We start from the raw sequence: 15,066 nt of genomic DNA on the forward strand, positions 1-15,066 counted from the left end.
TCCCTGCCTGAGAGAGGATAGCGTGCTGCATTGTCAGCAGCTATGCCGATTACGATGCTGAGTCTGTGACCCTGTACTGGCGGTAATACAGGCGTCATTGACTATACTGCTGTTTATTAAGGGCCGTGCAGCAGGGAGCTCCCTCTTCAGCGTAGTCGGCTCATCACCCATCAGCAGGACGCCAACTCATGCTTAAAAAACTTATCCTTGTCGCATCGTTAATCAGCTTATCCGCTCCAGCCTTTGCTGCTACGCAGTGTGGGCCGTTCAATCTCAAAGCCGATAAAAGTGGCTGGTTCTCAGTGAACGGGGAACGTGCAAAAACCCAGAAAGTGACGTTTGCGAAAGAGAAGGGCGATTACGACAACGCCACGGTCAAGCTGCTGGTTAAAAACAGTAAAGCGCCGGGGATGGTGGATATGGAGCAGACGATGCGCAATGGCAAAGGCTTGCTGAGGGCGGAAATCGTTCGCACCAGCCAGAGTCAGATCCGAATCCGGGGTGACTATGATTGCGAGCCGGCTAAGTAGGAAATGAACACTCCTGACATTGTTCTGGCCCTGAAGTGGGCCTGACAAAATTTTCGGTGAGAGAAGTGAGTAAGGTTGTCAGGTAACACCTGGGTCCTGAACGGCCTGACAACTGATTTCATTACCTGAGCATTCGGGTTGCATACCCTGCCACTCTCACCAGGCATCTGACGGGTTTTTTACACGGCGCGATCATCGCTGAACCAGTTGCACTGATATCTCATACTATTGGCTCATAGTAAAACGTCGCGCTGGTCTGATTCTGGCAGAATGTTGCAGTTAAAACCCCACGTGTCACATATCCACGCATCCGCCCAGAAGAGTCAGGCTTTGCCTTAAAATCAGGCCATAATTATTTTCTCTATCAGCTAAACCATCCTGGTTATTTTGTCGACTAATACTCTCCGGATATCGGCTGTCTCACTCGTTTTAATCAAAAAATTGCGCTTAATATTGCTCGCATTACTGACTAAATGTAAAATCTGTCTTTATATTAATCATCCAATATCCTGACGTATCAGCTTTTTATTGTCCGGCTATATTGTTAGCCAGCTTACTATAAACACGGAAAGTTTAACGCAGTAAATTACACCATCCATCAGGCTTAACTGAAGCCGGCCTCACAATGAGAGGTTTACTCTCTGATATGCTCGCCGGGCAGAGGTGACCTGATGAAAATTTTACTCCTTAAGTGCCTCTGATTATTATGATTTATGACTGCTTCTTATACTATGACGAAGACATCCTGCTTGAGATGCGTCTGAACACGCTTGAGCATGTGGTTGACCGGTTTGTGATTGTGGAATCGCAATATACGTTTACCGGCAAACGCCGATGCAAGCTTAATTTTAATATTGAAAAGTTTGCCCGCTTCCGCGATAAAATTATTTATGTCGTCAATGATATTGAGCCTGTATTTTATCAGCAGGCCTTTAAATCGAATAGCTCTCTGGTTAAAGCGGGCGAAACAGATCCCTGGGAAAATGAATCCACTGCACGTAATCAGATCATGCAGGGCCTGGTCGGCGCACAGGATGACGATATTATTATTGTCTCAGACGTCGATGAAATTCCCCGGCCTGAAGCGATTAAAGCATTCAGCCATCGTCATCTTTGCACAACGCTGCATCAGCAGTATTTTAATTTTAAATTCAATGTCCGGGTATTAAACAACGACGGTACACCACGCTGTGCCACACTAGCGAAAATGGTGACCTTTAAGACCCTGCGCACCTTTTTCCTGGGCCAGCCTGAATTGCTGCGCAACGTTAAGCGCCGGGGTACCCCGATCCGCGAAAGCTGGTGGCGCCGTAAGTGGCTCAATGTCCGGACAAAGGTGATTAAAGAGGGTGGGTGGCATTTTTCATGGGTCATGAGCGATGCGCGCATCAGTGAAAAAATGGCGACAATCTCTCATACCGAACATAACTGTCCTGAATTCAACAATCCGGATCACATCCGGCGCTGCGTTGAGAACAATATTGATATCTGGAATCGTCCGCGAAGGATGGAGATCGTGCCGGTTACGACTGAACACTTTCCTGACTGGCTGGTCGAAAATCAGCATCGGCTGGCGGAACTGATTAAATCCTGACGCATACCAGCGCGCCCAACGGGCGCGCCTCTTGCACATCAGCCTGCTTTGTAAGGATCTTTCTTATCATCCTGACTGTCATCGTTTTTACGCGGCACTTCGCCATGATCTTTCGGGGCATCGGTGGCGGGATGATCATCTTCTTCATAAGCATTACCGGCATGTGGCGCGGCTTCGGGCAGGCTTTTGCTGACATCACCTTCTTTCTTACGTTCTTCATTCGTATTGTGCTTAAACATATTTCACTCCTTTTGTCCCAGTCCCTTAAGTCTAGACCAGCCCTGGAATCCCGCATTCGTATCAGATTGACGCCAAAAAAAGCCCGCCAGAGGCGGGCTAATCGGAGTTTCTCTCATACTGAACACGTCATTTTTCGATGTTCGGGTGTGTACAGCATGATCATGCTAACGGGGAATTGATGCGGCTGAAATGGACAAACCTGTCGTCTCGCTTGCGGCAGGTCACATTGTCGATAAAACCATCGATAAATAAATTCGATTGAACGGATTAATAAAAAGCATATAGTGAGCTGCGTTACCAGGAGATAGAAATTATGTTACGAGACTATTTAAAGATTGAAGCCGAAGATCAGTTAATCGAACAACGTTCGGTGAGCCTGAGAAATCGTGGTCAGGAAGAGGTCACCGAATGGATTATTGTTAATCGCCAGGGTGTCAAAAAAGGCGGTGTAACCCTGTTCGATAAACTCAGTACCCGTCGCTCATGGCCGGTGAATTACCGTATTATGCAGACCGATCTGCAGGGCAAGGTGATCGTGGATCAACTCACTGACGCCCTCTGAGTGCCCGCCCGGACCTTCGTTGTACGATAAAAAGTTAACCCGCGCCTGCGGGTTTTTTTATGGCTGGCGATAACGGCGTAACTCCACCAGCGTACCCAGTAGCGTCAGGCTATCCCGGCTGGAATGCAGTTCGGGAAAATTGATATTTACCGGTGCCAGTTCAAATAGCGTGACGCCATCTTCACTGTTGCGCTGACGCCAGGTCCGGAGCAGGGCGACCTGTTGCTGCAATGCCAGCACGCAGTCGCCGGGCTGAGGTGCCAGGCTGGGATCGATGATCACCACATCATCCTTCAGAATCGCGGGCGTCATCGCCTGTTCTTCCACCCGGAAGGCAAAGCTCTGCTGCGAAAGCGCCATGTCGTTGTGCATCAGCAGTTCATGCCGCACAGAACGGGTGTCATTCAGCCATTGCGCGACATCGCGCTGCGCCAGCAATGGGATCTGGTGCATACCACCATAAGCACTTTCACTGAAAACAGGTCCATCCCCATCTATCAGAAAAGCCGGGGCGCAGCCCAGCGCTTCGGCGAGCCGTAACAGGTTCTCACCACGCGGCAGCGTCTCCTCTTTTTCCCATTGCGAAATGGCTACATGGGACACTTTTACCTGTTGTGCCAATTGCTTCTGCGTTAACTGCAGTGATTTACGTCGGAGTCGGATGCGGTCACCCAGCGTTTCGTTTTTCATCAGCTTGACTTTTTGGTTGAGAGTGACTTAAGTATACTTAAGCGTGGTATTTAAGCAATCTTAAATTTCAGGCGGAGGACGTGGCTTATCAGCACGCAGTGTGTTCCAGAGACCTTACCGGACAAAGGGGTGTGGCATGGAAAGTAGTCTTATTACCAGTATGGGTGCGTTAGTTCTGGGTGGGGGCGCAGCAGCACTGTTCTGGAAACCGTTATTGGCGGGTATTGCGTCAATCGTAACCAGTAATCGGGCGGGCGGCGAAATTATAACCAGTTACAAAGAGCAGGTGGTGTTGCTGAAAGAGAGCAACCAGATGATGCGGGAGGAAAATGATGAACTGCGCGAACGGCACGACAGGAATCTGCGGCGTATCTCGACACTAGAAACCGATCTTCGGTTAATCAGAAACGCGGTGGGCATTTTACTGGCTATGACCGAAACCGATCACAACGATAAATTTCGTAATGAGATTGATCGGCTTATCTCAACTCTGGAGGATCGCAGCGATGGCAACGATTAACAGCACCAAGGCACCTATGTCATATCGACGCAAAGTTATCCTCGGCTGCATTCTGCTGAGCTGTTCGATGATTTGCATCCTGATGACGATTATTTTTCTTTACGTGAGTAACACCGCAAACCGGCGGGTCGAGGAGATTCGTGCGGATTATCGCGTGATAGCCGCGCGGCGTGATGACAGAGTGGAACTGCTGACCGATCAGGTTTCAGCGTTGCAGCGTAAGCTCGATGTGATACCGGATCGCGTCGCCGAAAAGACGGTCACCAAAGTTAAAGAGGTCGTCATTGTCAGTGAGGCGCCTGAAGCAAAACCGGCTCAGAAACCATAACTTCCGATTATTCTTAGTGCGGCTTCGCTATTATCGACTAGTTTTAAATCTCCGGGCGACATTTGTATCTGAATGCAGGCCCGCTGATTGGCCGGTTGATGAACCGCTAAGCCTAATCACTTTGGATAACTGACCAGAAGGAAATTTAGCATGAGCGATTCAACAGAAACCAAGACCAAAACTGATTATCTGCGTGACGTGACTTCTCAGCTAAAAGAGATGCGCCACTATGCGCAGACCAACACCGAAACCCTTTCCAGCCATTGGTTAGCGTTTGATGCCGGTGAGTATAAAGATAAGACCAACGCCGACCGGATCGATGCGTTGCTGAACAAGCAGGGTAAACTGCTGGAAGACCTGGATGCCGCTATTCAGGACATCGAGATTGAAATTAATCACAGCGAGCAGGAGAGCTAAGTCATCTCCCGCTAACTGATGCGGTGGCCGTTAAGGGATTAATCGGCCACCAGCCACATTTCCGCTTCGTCGAACATCTCTTCAACAATCCGCGCAACTGTCGCTTTATCGTTCTTACTCAAATCCGTATCAATCGCGTTACGCTCCATCGGCTTGACCTTAACTTCGATGTCAGGGAACACCCGATGCACCCGCTTTTCCAGCTCCTCACGAATCATCTCGCGAGCACCCGGTAAACCGGCAACGTTGCGCTTGTCATAAATCAACTCAACAAACATGATGGCAATCCATTCAGGGCAAAATCGCTGACATATAATACTGTAAATAAAAACAGTAGCAAGGCAGTGCGCCCTATTTCGCGAAAAATTTTATGTCGCGTAAACCGCGATCTTCGACTAGCAAAATACGCACGCATCGCGACATAATGACGGCTTACTTTTCAGGAGGTCCGCGATGCGACAACTGGTAATTGATATTCTGCTAAAACTGGCAAAGATGGACGTCGATGCAAAAGAATTGACGGCGCAGCTTGAAGCGCAGTCCCTGCTGGTTGCAGCGCTGCTGGTGCAGGCGAAACAGGACAACTCGCTGACCATTTCAGAAACGGTACAGGATGCCATTATTACCGCTTCGCAATCCTCGACCGAGTTTCTGCAGTCTGATGTTGACCTGCTGCTGACGCACATTAATCGTCTGCTCGCCGTCGCAAGTTATGTAGAAGTGAAAGGCAAAGCCACGGAAGAGAGAGAGTAGGGCCGGAGAAAATTCGCCTCTGGAGATTGAAGCCCGGCAACATCTCCAGAGGCAGTGCAGGCACACTGTGGGTGCCAGACATCTTCAGCGCAGCACTGATTACAGCTCGTTTTTAATGCAAAATTCTTCCCAGCTCATCCCCAGTGACTCAGCATGAGACTTGAGATAGGTCTCGATCGCTTCAGCCGCCACCGCTTTATCCGGCTCAGCCAGCTGAATAGAGAAAATCATCCCATCCAGATTCTTCTGACGCAAAAAGGCCGCATAGATGCGTTCGGCATGCCATTCGCGCAGCTGTCGCAGTGACAGATTAGCGGCACGGGCATCGCTCTCGGTTAATTCATCCAGTGCAGACTGAAAGTCGGGATGCGCGGTAAAAAACATCTCGCGTGCCTGGGCATAGTAGGCTTCTGGCGTTTTCATATTCATATTCCTGAAAGTCTGTTGCAGCGCGCCAGTGTAGCGGGTTGTCTCCCGCTTGTCAGGCGTGGCAGAGAACCCCATCCGCCAGCGATTTGCCGGTAAAAACGCTGACTCCTGACCTTGCTGCCGGTGAAATTGCGCTGTAATCACAGGCTGCGTCGTGTTTGAACACCCAGATATCTTGCGTAACGCGGTGGAAAAATTATAACGTAGCCGCCATTGACGTGATCTTAGGGATTAAACATGAAAAAGTGGATGCTGATTGCCGCGATGGCACTGAGTGGCTGTGCGCAAATCAACGATTATGAAAACGCGGTGCAGACGCCGGCGCCCGCTGATCTGCAGGGAACCTGGCAAACTGTCGGCCCACAGAGCAGCCTGATCAACGACAAGGCGATAGCCAGCGTGATCATTAATGCGGATGGCAGCACGCTGGATTGTCGTCAGTGGATGCGGGTGATCGCGAAGCCGGGCAAACTGACGCGTCTCGACGGCGATTATGTCAATGTGACACGTCAGCTGCGGGTGATGCCGCTGGTGGTGGAGAATGGTGAACTGAGTTACGACCGGCTGACCCTGCGTAAAGTGGCGCGTCCGACCGTCGAGTGTCAGCAGGCACTGGATGAAGTGGCGAAGCAGCCAAAAGCCGCCGTGATTCAGAACATCGAACCGCAACTGCTGCGCACCCCGATTACAGAAAACAACGCGAAGTCTTAACCGCCTGTCCATAAAAAAACCGCCCCGGCCGGGCAGAGCGCACTTACGCTCTTGCCTGCCGGGGCGGTTTTCGTTTTCACGGCGTCACTAATTCTGCCACTGACTTACTCTGCAACCACCCAGACGCTGACGCTGCCACCGTTACAGGCAAATACCGCGGTGCCGTGCTCATCGGCGGTAACCGTTTCTTCACGGTTCCCCAGATGATCGCGCCAGACCTTACCGGCAAAACCTTCACCCATCGGCACGCTTTTTTCGCCCGCATCGCCGTTCGACATGATGACGACACAACCCGGCTGCGTTTCAGTGCCGCTGCGGCTGAACGCCACGCAGTTGGGATGATCGAAATAGTCGGTCTGTACGCCCCAGCCATACTGCTGGCGCGCCCGGATTAACCCTTCCAGCTCCGGGATCACCGGCATCTCAATTTTGTACGTCTCGCCGTCGCCGCCTTCATCTTCATAGGTCGCCCCGAACAGATCGGGATAGAAAATGGTAGGGACACCCTGTTCACGCAGCAGGATGAGCGCATAGGCCAGCGGTTTAAACCAGGCTTCAACCGGCGCTTCCAGCGACTGCAGCGGCTGGGTATCGTGGTTGGCCACGATGGTCACAGCATGCCACGGGTCAGCCACGACCAGCGAGTTGGCAAAAATCTGGCTCATATCGTAGGCGCTGCCTGCGGTGGAGGCCTGATGGAAGTTCATGTGCAGTGGCGCATCAAACAGCATGGTTTTGCCTTCCACCTGATGCACATACTCCTGCAGCTTCTCGGTTTCAAACGACCAGTACTCCGCGACGATAAACATCGACTCCTCAGCGACTTCCTGAATATGCTCGATCCACTCTTTGTAGAACCAGGCCGGGATATGTTTTACCGCATCCAGACGAAAGCCGGTGCAGGGTACCTGTTCCATCACCCAGCGCGCCCAGTATTTCAGCTCTTCCCTGACCGCGTTGTTGCGGAAATCGATGTTGGCGCCCATCAGATAGTCGAAGTTGCCCAGCTCGTTATCGACCTGATCGTTCCAGCCTTCGGCGGTGTAGTCATTGATGATTTTGAATACGCCGTTTTCGTCCGGATTTTCGATGTGGTCTACGCCGCTAAAGCATTTGTGGTCCCAGACAAATTTTGAATATTCTCCGGCGCGGGCCGGGAAGGTGAATTTAGTCCAGGCTTCGCATTCGACGACCTCGTCGTAAATTTCGTCGCGGTTATCCGGATTGACGCGGTTCACGCTGATCGCCTCTTTCTCATCAGCGCCCATTTTATGGTTCAGCACCACATCCAGCAGCACGCCAACGTTGTGGCTGCGAAGGGCTTCTGTCGCTGCCAGTAATTGCGTTTTGTCGCCATATTTGGTGGCAACGCCACCTTTCTGATCAAATTCCCCCAGGTCGAACAGATCGTAGCTGTCGTAACCGACAGAATAGCCACCAGAACCCCCTTTGTAACACGGTGGCAACCACGCCATGGTGATACCAATTTCGCTGAGCCAGGCCGCGCGATCGGCGACTTCCGGCCACAGTTTGCTGCCATCCGGGTAATACCAATGGAAAAACTGTAATAACGTTGGGTTTTGCATGTACCACACTCCAGGGGATGATGAAAATCAAGTATGGAGTAAGCGGCAGAAAAGAGACGCCGCGCAGAGAAATAAATCTGGCGGCGTAGCAGAGCAGGGGATCAGGAGAGGGTTTCGCGCGGTACCATGACTAAGCCGCCCTGACTGCTGTAGGCGGACATGACCGATTTCTGACGGGTGTTCTGACCCACCAGCGAGGCCAGCTCATCCATTCTCGCCTGCAGCAGACGTTTCACTTCGCATTCGTTATCCAGAATACGGCGCAGCACCGGGCGTAACTGCTCCTGCGTCTGCGACGAGGGCGATACGGCGTCTGTCGATTCAGCTAAGTTCTGCACCGCACTGACATACTCCATCTCCCTGCTGATCAATTCATCCCATTCGCCCTGTGCTGCATGACGCAGCATTCCCTGGCTGAGATCGAGTAACTGTTGGTAAACGGTAATCAGATGCGGTGCAGTAGTCATTAAACGGCGTCCTGAATCATTGAGTGAACCACTTCTTTCCACGCGTCCGCGATATTGCGCAGCAGGCCTTCGACCTCCTCGACCGCTGCAACATCATTGTGCAGGTTGGCATGCAACAGGCGACGCGTCATGTAGTTGTAAAGATCCAGCAGATTGTCTGCCAGCTCATCACCACGGTTTTCAGTCAGACCCTCTTTCAGGCCCGCTTCGATAATATTGATTGCTTTGGAAATAGAGCTGCCTTTGCCTTCAATATTGCCATCCTGCATAAACAGACGGGCGCGGATTAACGCGCTCAGTGCACCGTCGAACAGCATACCAACCAGCTGCTGCTGGGTGGCGCTCATGACGGCGCTTTCGACGCCAATTTTTGCATAGGCTTTGGTGCCTGTAGCGCTGTACATGGTCACTCCTATGATTTATTAGAACTTGAGGTATCGAACTGTTGTGTCAGATACGTACTGGTCGAGTTGAGTTTGCTGATGGCCATATCCAGCTGGGTAAACTGTGTCTTGTAACGTGCGATATCCGCGTCAATGCGATCGCTGGTGGTGTTATACAGGGCGGTTAAGTTATTCAGTGTCTTGCTGACGCCATCGGTAGCGGCCTGAACAATCCCTTTAGACGATAACCAGCCCGTGACGTTAGTCGCGATTTTTGTGGTAATACCGGTGGTTTTACCGTCGCCCACGATCATCTCTTTTACGCCTGCGGCATCTTTATCCAGCGCAGCGCTGACCTTCGTCGCATCAATTTTCAATGAACCGGTCTGAGGATCGGTGGTGATGCCAATCTGTCCCAGCGATTTGTAGGAAGAGGAGCTCTGCGCATTGGTCAGCATGCTTTTCAGCTGCGTTTCAATCGTGCGCAATGTGCTGTCACCAATCAGGGCACCATTACTGGAGTCCTGAGAGTCCGTATTGGTATCAACCTTGGTGTATTTGGTCAGGGTATTGAACTGATCCAGCAACGAGTTATAGGCATCGACCCAGGCGCTGATGGCGCTTGACGCTTTTGAGGTGTCTTTAGTAATCGTCAGCGTCTGAGCGCCCGTTGTCTGCGCGGTCAGATTTAAGGTAATGCCTTCCAGCGCATCACTGATCTGATTGCTGCTGTTCTCAATCGCAACGTTGTTGACCGTAAGCTGGGCATTCTGTGCCGCAACGCTCTGCGTCATCGGATTGCTGCTGGCTGAGGCATCAAAGCCCACAATTCCCTGCAGCGTGCTGTCGCCGGTGACGGCAATCGTTGCTACCGCATTATCGCTGCCGGTTTTGTTAGCACTCATGGAAAGGCGGAAGCTGCCATCCGACACCTTAATAATGGTAGCGGTGACACCGGCATTGGCGCCGTTGATAGCATCACGCATACCGGTCAGCGAAGTCTGATCGCTGGAGAGGGTTACGCTTTTGCTGGAACCATCTTTTAAGGTAATCGCGATACTGCGGCTGGCCACAGAACTGTCGCCCAGTGCGGCGGTGTTGCTGCTCTGCACGGAGGAGGTCAGAACCTGCGCCTGCGCCAGCTGCGTCACGTTAATGGCGTATTTACCGGCCACGGTGCTGCCAGAGGTCGTCGCACTAAATGACGTCGAGCTGCTGACCGCGGTGGTGGCGGTAAACAGGTCGGCACTGTTCAGCTTGGTGTTCGCGGTTTGGAACGTCGTCAGTGAACTTTTCAGCGTCGCATAGGCACTGAGCTTGGCCGTATAAGCCGTCTGCTGTTTAGAAATGGGTGTAAGTGCAGCTTTTTCAGCGGTGGTCAAACTGTCAAGCATGGTGCTGAGTGGCAGGCCGGAGCCCACACCGAGATTGCTTATACTAGCCATGTTAATTCCTTTATAAGGTCGACAGAGAAATTGATACCTGGGTTATCGGCCTTGAATAAGGAAAGTTTAAAGTTATTTGCCTTAGGGTAATGAGGTAAATAAGCACTATAGAGAAGGGTAATTCAGCGGCTAGAAAATTAATGAATTAAGTCTAAAGAAGTTCGGGCCGATGGCGATAACTTAAAACGTGACAGGTTGAAGCAGAAAAATTCGCCTGGTACTAAAAAAATTCTAAAGGTTGTTAAACGGCAGACGATAACAACTTTGACGGCGCTGAAGCCGGCGGGTTGAAGCCCACACCTTAACCGAAAGACTTGATTAACAGGAAAATTCATCATGGCCCAAGTCATTAATACCAACAGCCTCTCGCTGATCACTCAGAACAACATCAACAAGAACCAGTCAGCTCTGTCTACTTCAATGGAGCGTCTGTCTTCTGGTTTACGTATCAACAGCGCGAAAGATGACGCTGCTGGTCAGGCAATTGCCAACCGTTTCACCTCTAACATCAAGGGCCTGACTCAGGCTGCTCGTAACGCCAACGACGGTATCTCTGCTGCGCAGACTACTGAAGGCGCGCTGTCAGAAATCAACAACAACTTACAGCGTGTTCGTGAGCTGACTGTACAGTCTCAGAACGGCACCAACTCTGATTCTGACCTGTCTTCAATCCAGGACGAAATCAAATCACGTCTGAGCGAAATCGACCGCGTATCTGGTCAGACTCAGTTCAACGGCGTGAACGTGCTGGCTAAAGACGGCGCAATGAAAATTCAGGTCGGCGCAAACGACGGCGAAACCATCAACATCGACCTGAAGAAGATTGACTCTTCTACTCTGGGCCTGTCTGGTTTCTCAGTTTCTAAAAACGCACTGAAAACCAGCGATTCTATTACTCAGATTGGCGACACCAGCGGCAAAATGGCGACAGTTGACCTGTCAGACGTTGCTACCAAACTGGGTGTTGATGCCAGCTCTCTGTCACTGCACAACGTGCTGGACAAAGATGGCGCTTCAACCTCTAACTACGTTGTTACCTCTGGTAGCGATAACTACGCTGTTTCTGTAGATAAAACTGCAGGTACTGGCGGCAAAGTTGAGCTGAACACGACTACTGTTAAATACAATGACGCAGTTAACGGTGTTTCTGGCGCAACTCAGGCTGGTCAGTTCGTTAAAGTTGGCGCTGACAGCACCGGTTCTGCAGTAGGCTTCGTAACTGTCCAGGGTAAAAACTACGTTGCTGGCGCAACGGGTACTGGTACTGATGTTCTTGCGAACAGCGGTTCAACGACTCCTACTGATGTTAAAACCGGCGACACCACTCCTATCGAACTGAGTTCGAAAGGCGCAACTGTTGCTACCGCACAGTTCGCAGGTGCAGCAACTAACGATCCACTGGCTATGCTGGACAAAGCTATCGCATCTGTCGATACCTTCCGTTCAAGCCTGGGTGCGGTACAGAACCGTCTGAACTCAGCGGTGACTAACCTGAACAACACCACCACTAACCTGTCTGCTGCACAGTCTCGTATTCAGGATGCTGACTACGCAACTGAAGTTTCCAACATGTCTAAAGCACAGATCGTGCAGCAGGCTGGTAACTCAGTATTGTCTAAAGCTAACCAGGTTCCACAGCAGGTTCTGTCTCTGCTGCAGGGCTAATCGCCTACAACCCTCATTCAAAACCCCGCCTCGGCGGGGTTTTTTTTATGCGTATGATTAGCATGTTTTTACCCTGTTTCTCAGTCAATCGATCCCTCTCTGATAATTTATCCTGACAACATACCTTATTCTTTTAAGTGCCTCTGTTGAGCAGGTAAAAATGAAAAATATTACTGTTGTGGAACCGCTTTTTGTCAGTGCCTTTCAATGTATTGGCAGTGAATGTCGCGATCACTGCTGCAAAGGCTGGAATATCAATCTGGATAAGCCGACGGTTAATCGCTATTTAAAATCGTCGCAGATCGAAATAAAAACCCTGGCCGTTGAAAACATCGATATCACCCGAAAAAGCTATGCCAGTTGGGGCACCATGAAGCTGACTGCATCAGGCAACTGCGCGTTTATGGATGAATCCCGTCTGTGCAAAGTCCACGCCAGTCTGGGCGCCTCCGCACTGAGCAATACCTGCGCCACCTATCCCAGAAAGTCCCGAATTTTCAAAACTGAGCAGCAAAAGACCCTGATGATTTCCTGTCCTGAGGCGGCCCGGCAGTTGTTAACCTCACCTGATGCGATGCTATTTGAGGAGACAATTAAACCTCAGGCTGAAACCTTCAAAGCGAAAAATCTCGATCAGCAAAAAAAGTTGCTGAATCTAATGTGTCTGAATATTGTTAAAGTCAGTGCTGAAAAGCTTGATGAAGGGTTCTACGCGCTGACGAGTTTTCTGCTGGGTGCTGAAAGAATAAGCCCTGAAAAAGATTGGCTGGAACAGATGGAACGCCATTTTTCTGCCGTGCTCGATAGTCTGGCTCAGGGCCATATCAGACAGCAGCTTGATCAGGTAAAGCCTGACCATAACCTGCAATGGTCTTTACTGATGAGATTGCAGGGCTGGTTCGGCGGAATGACGCACAAGCGGGCATTTCCTACCCTCTATCACTACCTCAATAAGCTGATTTACATTCAGACTGAAGGCGCTAAAACCGACCATGTCAGTCAGCCGATGATCCGGCTGGATACCGTCTGGCAGAAACAGGTTATGCCGTGGCTGGCTGAACGTCCGTGGATAATGAATAACTATATTCAGTACCGCATTTATGAGGATTTTTTCCCTAACGACGAAAGTCGCAGCCCGTTGATGAGTTTGTATCTTCTGACGGCAGAATGGTTCCTGCTTAAATCACTGATAGCCGCCACTGTTGAATTAGTCGGAACCATTGATGAGGAAGATATTATTAATATCATTTACAGCTTCCACTCGATAACCAAACATAATCCAGAGTCGGTGATGGCGTTCGTCGCCGAGATTAACAAGGTTAAGGTCAATGACGATCTGTCACTGATTTATCTGCTGAAATAATCCCGGATGGCGCAGATTCAGGAACGTGCAGCAACCGCCTGTTCCTGCCTCGGCGGCTAACCGTAAACATCGCCGCTGGCGTGCCGGTTTATTTTCACACCGTCACGCCAGGGCATTGGTACGCGATAGTCAGTCAACCACTGTCCAGAACCCTGACCACACTGGTGCAGGCGCGTTTTCTCTCACCCCTTAACACCCAACCTCGTTACAGTTCCCCCTCAGACTGCCGATAACTCTCTACAGAACAACATCCTTAATGATTTTCACTTTGTGGAGTGTCTATGCGCTTCAATTATGACCTGTTACCGGGCGAGCGGCTGACCTTCGAAGAGATCGCCCGGCGTTATGCCTTGCAATATCCTGATGACAAAGAGTTAACCGCGCGCGCCTTGCTGAGTCCGTCAACCGGCCTGCGCACGCTGAAAATCCGTGCCGTTTTCGCGCAGGAGGAGAGCAACAGTCCGCTGGAGGATCTGCTCTTCATCACGCATGACAATGAACGTAAAAATTACCTGCGTCGCTTTGAGCACTACCTGAAGCAGAATCTCTCTTTTCTCTATTTCCGTCGCAGCGAGAACGAGAAGCGTGAAAACCTGTGGAAGGTGATGGGCAGCAGCCAGGTCTTCGCGATGATCGATCCGCAATCTGCCACGGCACAAAATCTGCTGAACAGTCGCGGCTACAAACTGGTGATGATGCATCAGGATGATGATGACGCTTACTGGCAGCTCTTCAGTCCGCAGGCGGATCCCTGTTTTCCGCAGTCGCAGCGCATTCAGTTCATCGTGGTCCTGAGCACGCCGCAGCACAAAGTCCCGGTGGCGGTCATGCCGGGAACGGAAGTCGGGCGTCGCGTCAAAGCACGGGTGTTGCAGCGCGCCAGTCAGGCGGAATTCAACGCCGGTGTCAAAGCCCGCTATGGAGCCTGTGTGATGACCGGAACCGAGCTGACCGAACGCCCCGGCTGGCCGTGGGTGGAAGCCTGCCATATCGACACGCTGGAAGGGGATGACGGCGTGCTGGCCGATAACAGTATCGATAACGGCCTGTTTTTACGCAGTGATTTACAGCGTCTGTTTATTAACCGACTGATTAGCATTAATGGTGAGTCGGGAGAGATTCAGGTGCATCCTGGCGAGGAGGCGCGACAGCATATTGCGCCCTGGTATCAGGAGCTGGATGGTCGTATCTGCAGCCTGTGGGCCGCTGTGCCACCCGCCACGCGGCAACGGCTGCGCGCCCGTCGTTAATTCCCGCTGATGAGTGCAGAAGGATCTGCACTCTGACGTAACAAAAATGAAATAGCCTCGTTTTACCCCGCCTATTCAGTCAATCGAAAACGCTACAGAATTGGATAATCATGCCGATAACTTCATTAACGCA

19 protein-coding genes are annotated in these 15,066 nt (G+C 51.0%); 11 read left to right on the plus strand and 8 right to left on the minus strand.

Annotated features, from left to right (window positions below):
- Positions 1-188: 188 nt before the first annotated feature.
- The gene (locus PU624_RS11485; RefSeq protein ID WP_283547720.1) at positions 189-530 is read left to right on the plus strand and encodes an STY1065/STY2022 family phage-derived protein; all 342 of its coding nucleotides are present in this window, start codon (positions 189-191) and stop codon (positions 528-530) included.
- Between the two features lie 706 nt (positions 531-1,236).
- The gene (locus PU624_RS11490; protein WP_283547721.1) at positions 1,237-2,124 is read left to right on the plus strand and encodes a glycosyltransferase family 17 protein; all 888 of its coding nucleotides are present in this window, start codon (positions 1,237-1,239) and stop codon (positions 2,122-2,124) included.
- 38 nt (positions 2,125-2,162) lie between these two features.
- Here the strand turns inward: PU624_RS11490 and PU624_RS11495 are convergent, their stop codons facing one another.
- Positions 2,163-2,363 (minus strand): hypothetical protein, encoded by a 201-nt coding sequence (locus tag PU624_RS11495; RefSeq protein WP_283547722.1) that lies wholly within the window; start codon positions 2,361-2,363, stop codon positions 2,163-2,165.
- A 314-nt stretch (positions 2,364-2,677) separates the two neighbouring features.
- On the opposite strand from PU624_RS11495, the gene PU624_RS11500 reads away from it, so the two are divergent.
- Complete coding sequence (locus PU624_RS11500; protein ID WP_283547723.1) at positions 2,678-2,926, plus strand: hypothetical protein; 249 nt, start codon at positions 2,678-2,680, stop codon at positions 2,924-2,926.
- A gap of 57 nt (positions 2,927-2,983) precedes the next feature.
- Here the strand turns inward: PU624_RS11500 and PU624_RS11505 are convergent, their stop codons facing one another.
- Complete coding sequence (locus PU624_RS11505; protein WP_283547724.1) at positions 2,984-3,616, minus strand: helix-turn-helix domain-containing protein; 633 nt, start codon at positions 3,614-3,616, stop codon at positions 2,984-2,986.
- 136 nt (positions 3,617-3,752) lie between these two features.
- On the opposite strand from PU624_RS11505, the gene PU624_RS11510 reads away from it, so the two are divergent.
- The 3 genes from PU624_RS11510 (at position 3,753) to PU624_RS11520 (ending at position 4,881) form a co-directional block, all read left to right on the plus strand.
- Positions 3,753-4,136, plus strand: a complete 384-nt coding sequence (locus tag PU624_RS11510) for a hypothetical protein (RefSeq protein ID WP_283547725.1) — start codon at positions 3,753-3,755, stop codon at positions 4,134-4,136.
- Positions 4,123-4,464: a hypothetical protein gene (locus PU624_RS11515; protein ID WP_283547726.1), complete on the plus strand. Its 342-nt coding sequence runs from the start codon at positions 4,123-4,125 to the stop codon at positions 4,462-4,464. The genes PU624_RS11510 and PU624_RS11515 overlap by 14 nt, the downstream gene beginning before the upstream one ends.
- A gap of 150 nt (positions 4,465-4,614) precedes the next feature.
- On the plus strand, positions 4,615-4,881 hold the full coding sequence (locus PU624_RS11520) for a hypothetical protein (protein ID WP_003854505.1): 267 nt from the start codon (positions 4,615-4,617) through the stop codon (positions 4,879-4,881).
- A 38-nt stretch (positions 4,882-4,919) separates the two neighbouring features.
- Here the strand turns inward: PU624_RS11520 and PU624_RS11525 are convergent, their stop codons facing one another.
- Positions 4,920-5,159, minus strand: coding sequence for a DinI-like family protein (locus tag PU624_RS11525; RefSeq protein WP_003854508.1), 240 nt, complete (start codon positions 5,157-5,159; stop codon positions 4,920-4,922).
- 175 nt (positions 5,160-5,334) lie between these two features.
- Between PU624_RS11525 and iraP the strand changes: the two genes are divergently transcribed.
- Positions 5,335-5,634, plus strand: a complete 300-nt coding sequence (iraP, locus tag PU624_RS11530; protein WP_283547727.1) for an anti-adapter protein IraP — start codon at positions 5,335-5,337, stop codon at positions 5,632-5,634.
- 99 nt (positions 5,635-5,733) lie between these two features.
- On the opposite strand, the gene PU624_RS11535 is transcribed toward iraP, so the two are convergent.
- Positions 5,734-6,057: a DUF6388 family protein gene (locus PU624_RS11535; RefSeq protein WP_008926858.1), complete on the minus strand. Its 324-nt coding sequence runs from the start codon at positions 6,055-6,057 to the stop codon at positions 5,734-5,736.
- 243 nt (positions 6,058-6,300) lie between these two features.
- On the opposite strand from PU624_RS11535, the gene yedD reads away from it, so the two are divergent.
- The gene (gene yedD / locus PU624_RS11540) at positions 6,301-6,774 is read left to right on the plus strand and encodes a lipoprotein YedD (protein ID WP_283547728.1); all 474 of its coding nucleotides are present in this window, start codon (positions 6,301-6,303) and stop codon (positions 6,772-6,774) included.
- Positions 6,775-6,878: 104 nt separating this feature from the next.
- On the opposite strand, the gene amyA is transcribed toward yedD, so the two are convergent.
- The 4 genes from amyA to fliD all read right to left on the minus strand — a co-directional run bounded on the left by amyA (position 6,879) and on the right by fliD (position 10,655).
- Entirely contained in the window at positions 6,879-8,360 is a 1,482-nt protein-coding gene (gene amyA, locus PU624_RS11545) for an alpha-amylase (RefSeq protein WP_283547729.1), read from the minus strand.
- 101 nt (positions 8,361-8,461) lie between these two features.
- Positions 8,462-8,827, minus strand: coding sequence for a flagella biosynthesis regulatory protein FliT (gene fliT / locus PU624_RS11550; RefSeq protein WP_283547730.1), 366 nt, complete (start codon positions 8,825-8,827; stop codon positions 8,462-8,464).
- Positions 8,827-9,231: a flagellar export chaperone FliS gene (gene fliS, locus PU624_RS11555; protein ID WP_283547731.1), complete on the minus strand. Its 405-nt coding sequence runs from the start codon at positions 9,229-9,231 to the stop codon at positions 8,827-8,829. Before fliS ends, fliT begins: the two co-directional genes overlap by 1 nt.
- 8 nt (positions 9,232-9,239) lie before the next feature.
- Positions 9,240-10,655 (minus strand): flagellar filament capping protein FliD, encoded by a 1,416-nt coding sequence (gene fliD, locus PU624_RS11560; RefSeq protein ID WP_283547732.1) that lies wholly within the window; start codon positions 10,653-10,655, stop codon positions 9,240-9,242.
- 336 nt (positions 10,656-10,991) lie between these two features.
- Here fliD and PU624_RS11565 point away from each other — a divergent pair, with 336 nt between their 5' ends.
- The 3 genes from PU624_RS11565 to PU624_RS11575 all read left to right on the plus strand — a co-directional run bounded on the left by PU624_RS11565 (position 10,992) and on the right by PU624_RS11575 (position 14,933).
- Positions 10,992-12,320 carry a FliC/FljB family flagellin gene (locus PU624_RS11565; protein WP_283547733.1) on the plus strand — a complete coding sequence of 443 codons (1,329 nt, stop codon included), beginning with the start codon at positions 10,992-10,994 and terminating at the stop codon, positions 12,318-12,320.
- 160 nt (positions 12,321-12,480) lie between these two features.
- On the plus strand, positions 12,481-13,683 hold the full coding sequence (gene fliB / locus PU624_RS11570) for a flagellin lysine-N-methylase (protein WP_283547734.1): 1,203 nt from the start codon (positions 12,481-12,483) through the stop codon (positions 13,681-13,683).
- 281 nt (positions 13,684-13,964) lie between these two features.
- Positions 13,965-14,933: an HNH endonuclease signature motif containing protein gene (locus PU624_RS11575; RefSeq protein WP_283547735.1), complete on the plus strand. Its 969-nt coding sequence runs from the start codon at positions 13,965-13,967 to the stop codon at positions 14,931-14,933.
- Positions 14,934-15,066: the final 133 nt, after the last annotated feature.

Origin of the sequence: Pantoea sp. Lij88 (assembly GCF_030062155.1) — a bacterium.
Classification (GTDB): domain Bacteria; phylum Pseudomonadota; class Gammaproteobacteria; order Enterobacterales; family Enterobacteriaceae; genus Pantoea.

Excerpts from the sequence above, each read along its gene's own strand:
- fliT (WP_283547730.1), bottom strand. The coding sequence starts at position 8,827 with ATGACTACTGCACCGCATCTGATTACCGTTTACCAACAGTTACTCGAT.
- PU624_RS11505 (WP_283547724.1), bottom strand. The coding sequence starts at position 3,616 with ATGAAAAACGAAACGCTGGGTGACCGCATCCGACTCCGACGTAAATCA.
- PU624_RS11490 (WP_283547721.1), top strand. The coding sequence starts at position 1,237 with ATGATTTATGACTGCTTCTTATACTATGACGAAGACATCCTGCTTGAG.
- yedD (WP_283547728.1), top strand. The coding sequence starts at position 6,301 with ATGAAAAAGTGGATGCTGATTGCCGCGATGGCACTGAGTGGCTGTGCG.
- fliS (WP_283547731.1), bottom strand. The coding sequence starts at position 9,231 with ATGTACAGCGCTACAGGCACCAAAGCCTATGCAAAAATTGGCGTCGAA.
- fliB (WP_283547734.1), top strand. The coding sequence starts at position 12,481 with ATGAAAAATATTACTGTTGTGGAACCGCTTTTTGTCAGTGCCTTTCAA.
- PU624_RS11535 (WP_008926858.1), bottom strand. The coding sequence starts at position 6,057 with ATGAAAACGCCAGAAGCCTACTATGCCCAGGCACGCGAGATGTTTTTT.
- PU624_RS11525 (WP_003854508.1), bottom strand. The coding sequence starts at position 5,159 with ATGTTTGTTGAGTTGATTTATGACAAGCGCAACGTTGCCGGTTTACCG.
- PU624_RS11495 (WP_283547722.1), bottom strand. The coding sequence starts at position 2,363 with ATGTTTAAGCACAATACGAATGAAGAACGTAAGAAAGAAGGTGATGTC.
- iraP (WP_283547727.1), top strand. The coding sequence starts at position 5,335 with ATGCGACAACTGGTAATTGATATTCTGCTAAAACTGGCAAAGATGGAC.
- PU624_RS11485 (WP_283547720.1), top strand. The coding sequence starts at position 189 with ATGCTTAAAAAACTTATCCTTGTCGCATCGTTAATCAGCTTATCCGCT.
- PU624_RS11575 (WP_283547735.1), top strand. The coding sequence starts at position 13,965 with ATGCGCTTCAATTATGACCTGTTACCGGGCGAGCGGCTGACCTTCGAA.
- amyA (WP_283547729.1), bottom strand. The coding sequence starts at position 8,360 with ATGCAAAACCCAACGTTATTACAGTTTTTCCATTGGTATTACCCGGAT.
- PU624_RS11500 (WP_283547723.1), top strand. The coding sequence starts at position 2,678 with ATGTTACGAGACTATTTAAAGATTGAAGCCGAAGATCAGTTAATCGAA.
- PU624_RS11515 (WP_283547726.1), top strand. The coding sequence starts at position 4,123 with ATGGCAACGATTAACAGCACCAAGGCACCTATGTCATATCGACGCAAA.
- fliD (WP_283547732.1), bottom strand. The coding sequence starts at position 10,655 with ATGGCTAGTATAAGCAATCTCGGTGTGGGCTCCGGCCTGCCACTCAGC.
- PU624_RS11510 (WP_283547725.1), top strand. The coding sequence starts at position 3,753 with ATGGAAAGTAGTCTTATTACCAGTATGGGTGCGTTAGTTCTGGGTGGG.
- PU624_RS11520 (WP_003854505.1), top strand. The coding sequence starts at position 4,615 with ATGAGCGATTCAACAGAAACCAAGACCAAAACTGATTATCTGCGTGAC.
- PU624_RS11565 (WP_283547733.1), top strand. The coding sequence starts at position 10,992 with ATGGCCCAAGTCATTAATACCAACAGCCTCTCGCTGATCACTCAGAAC.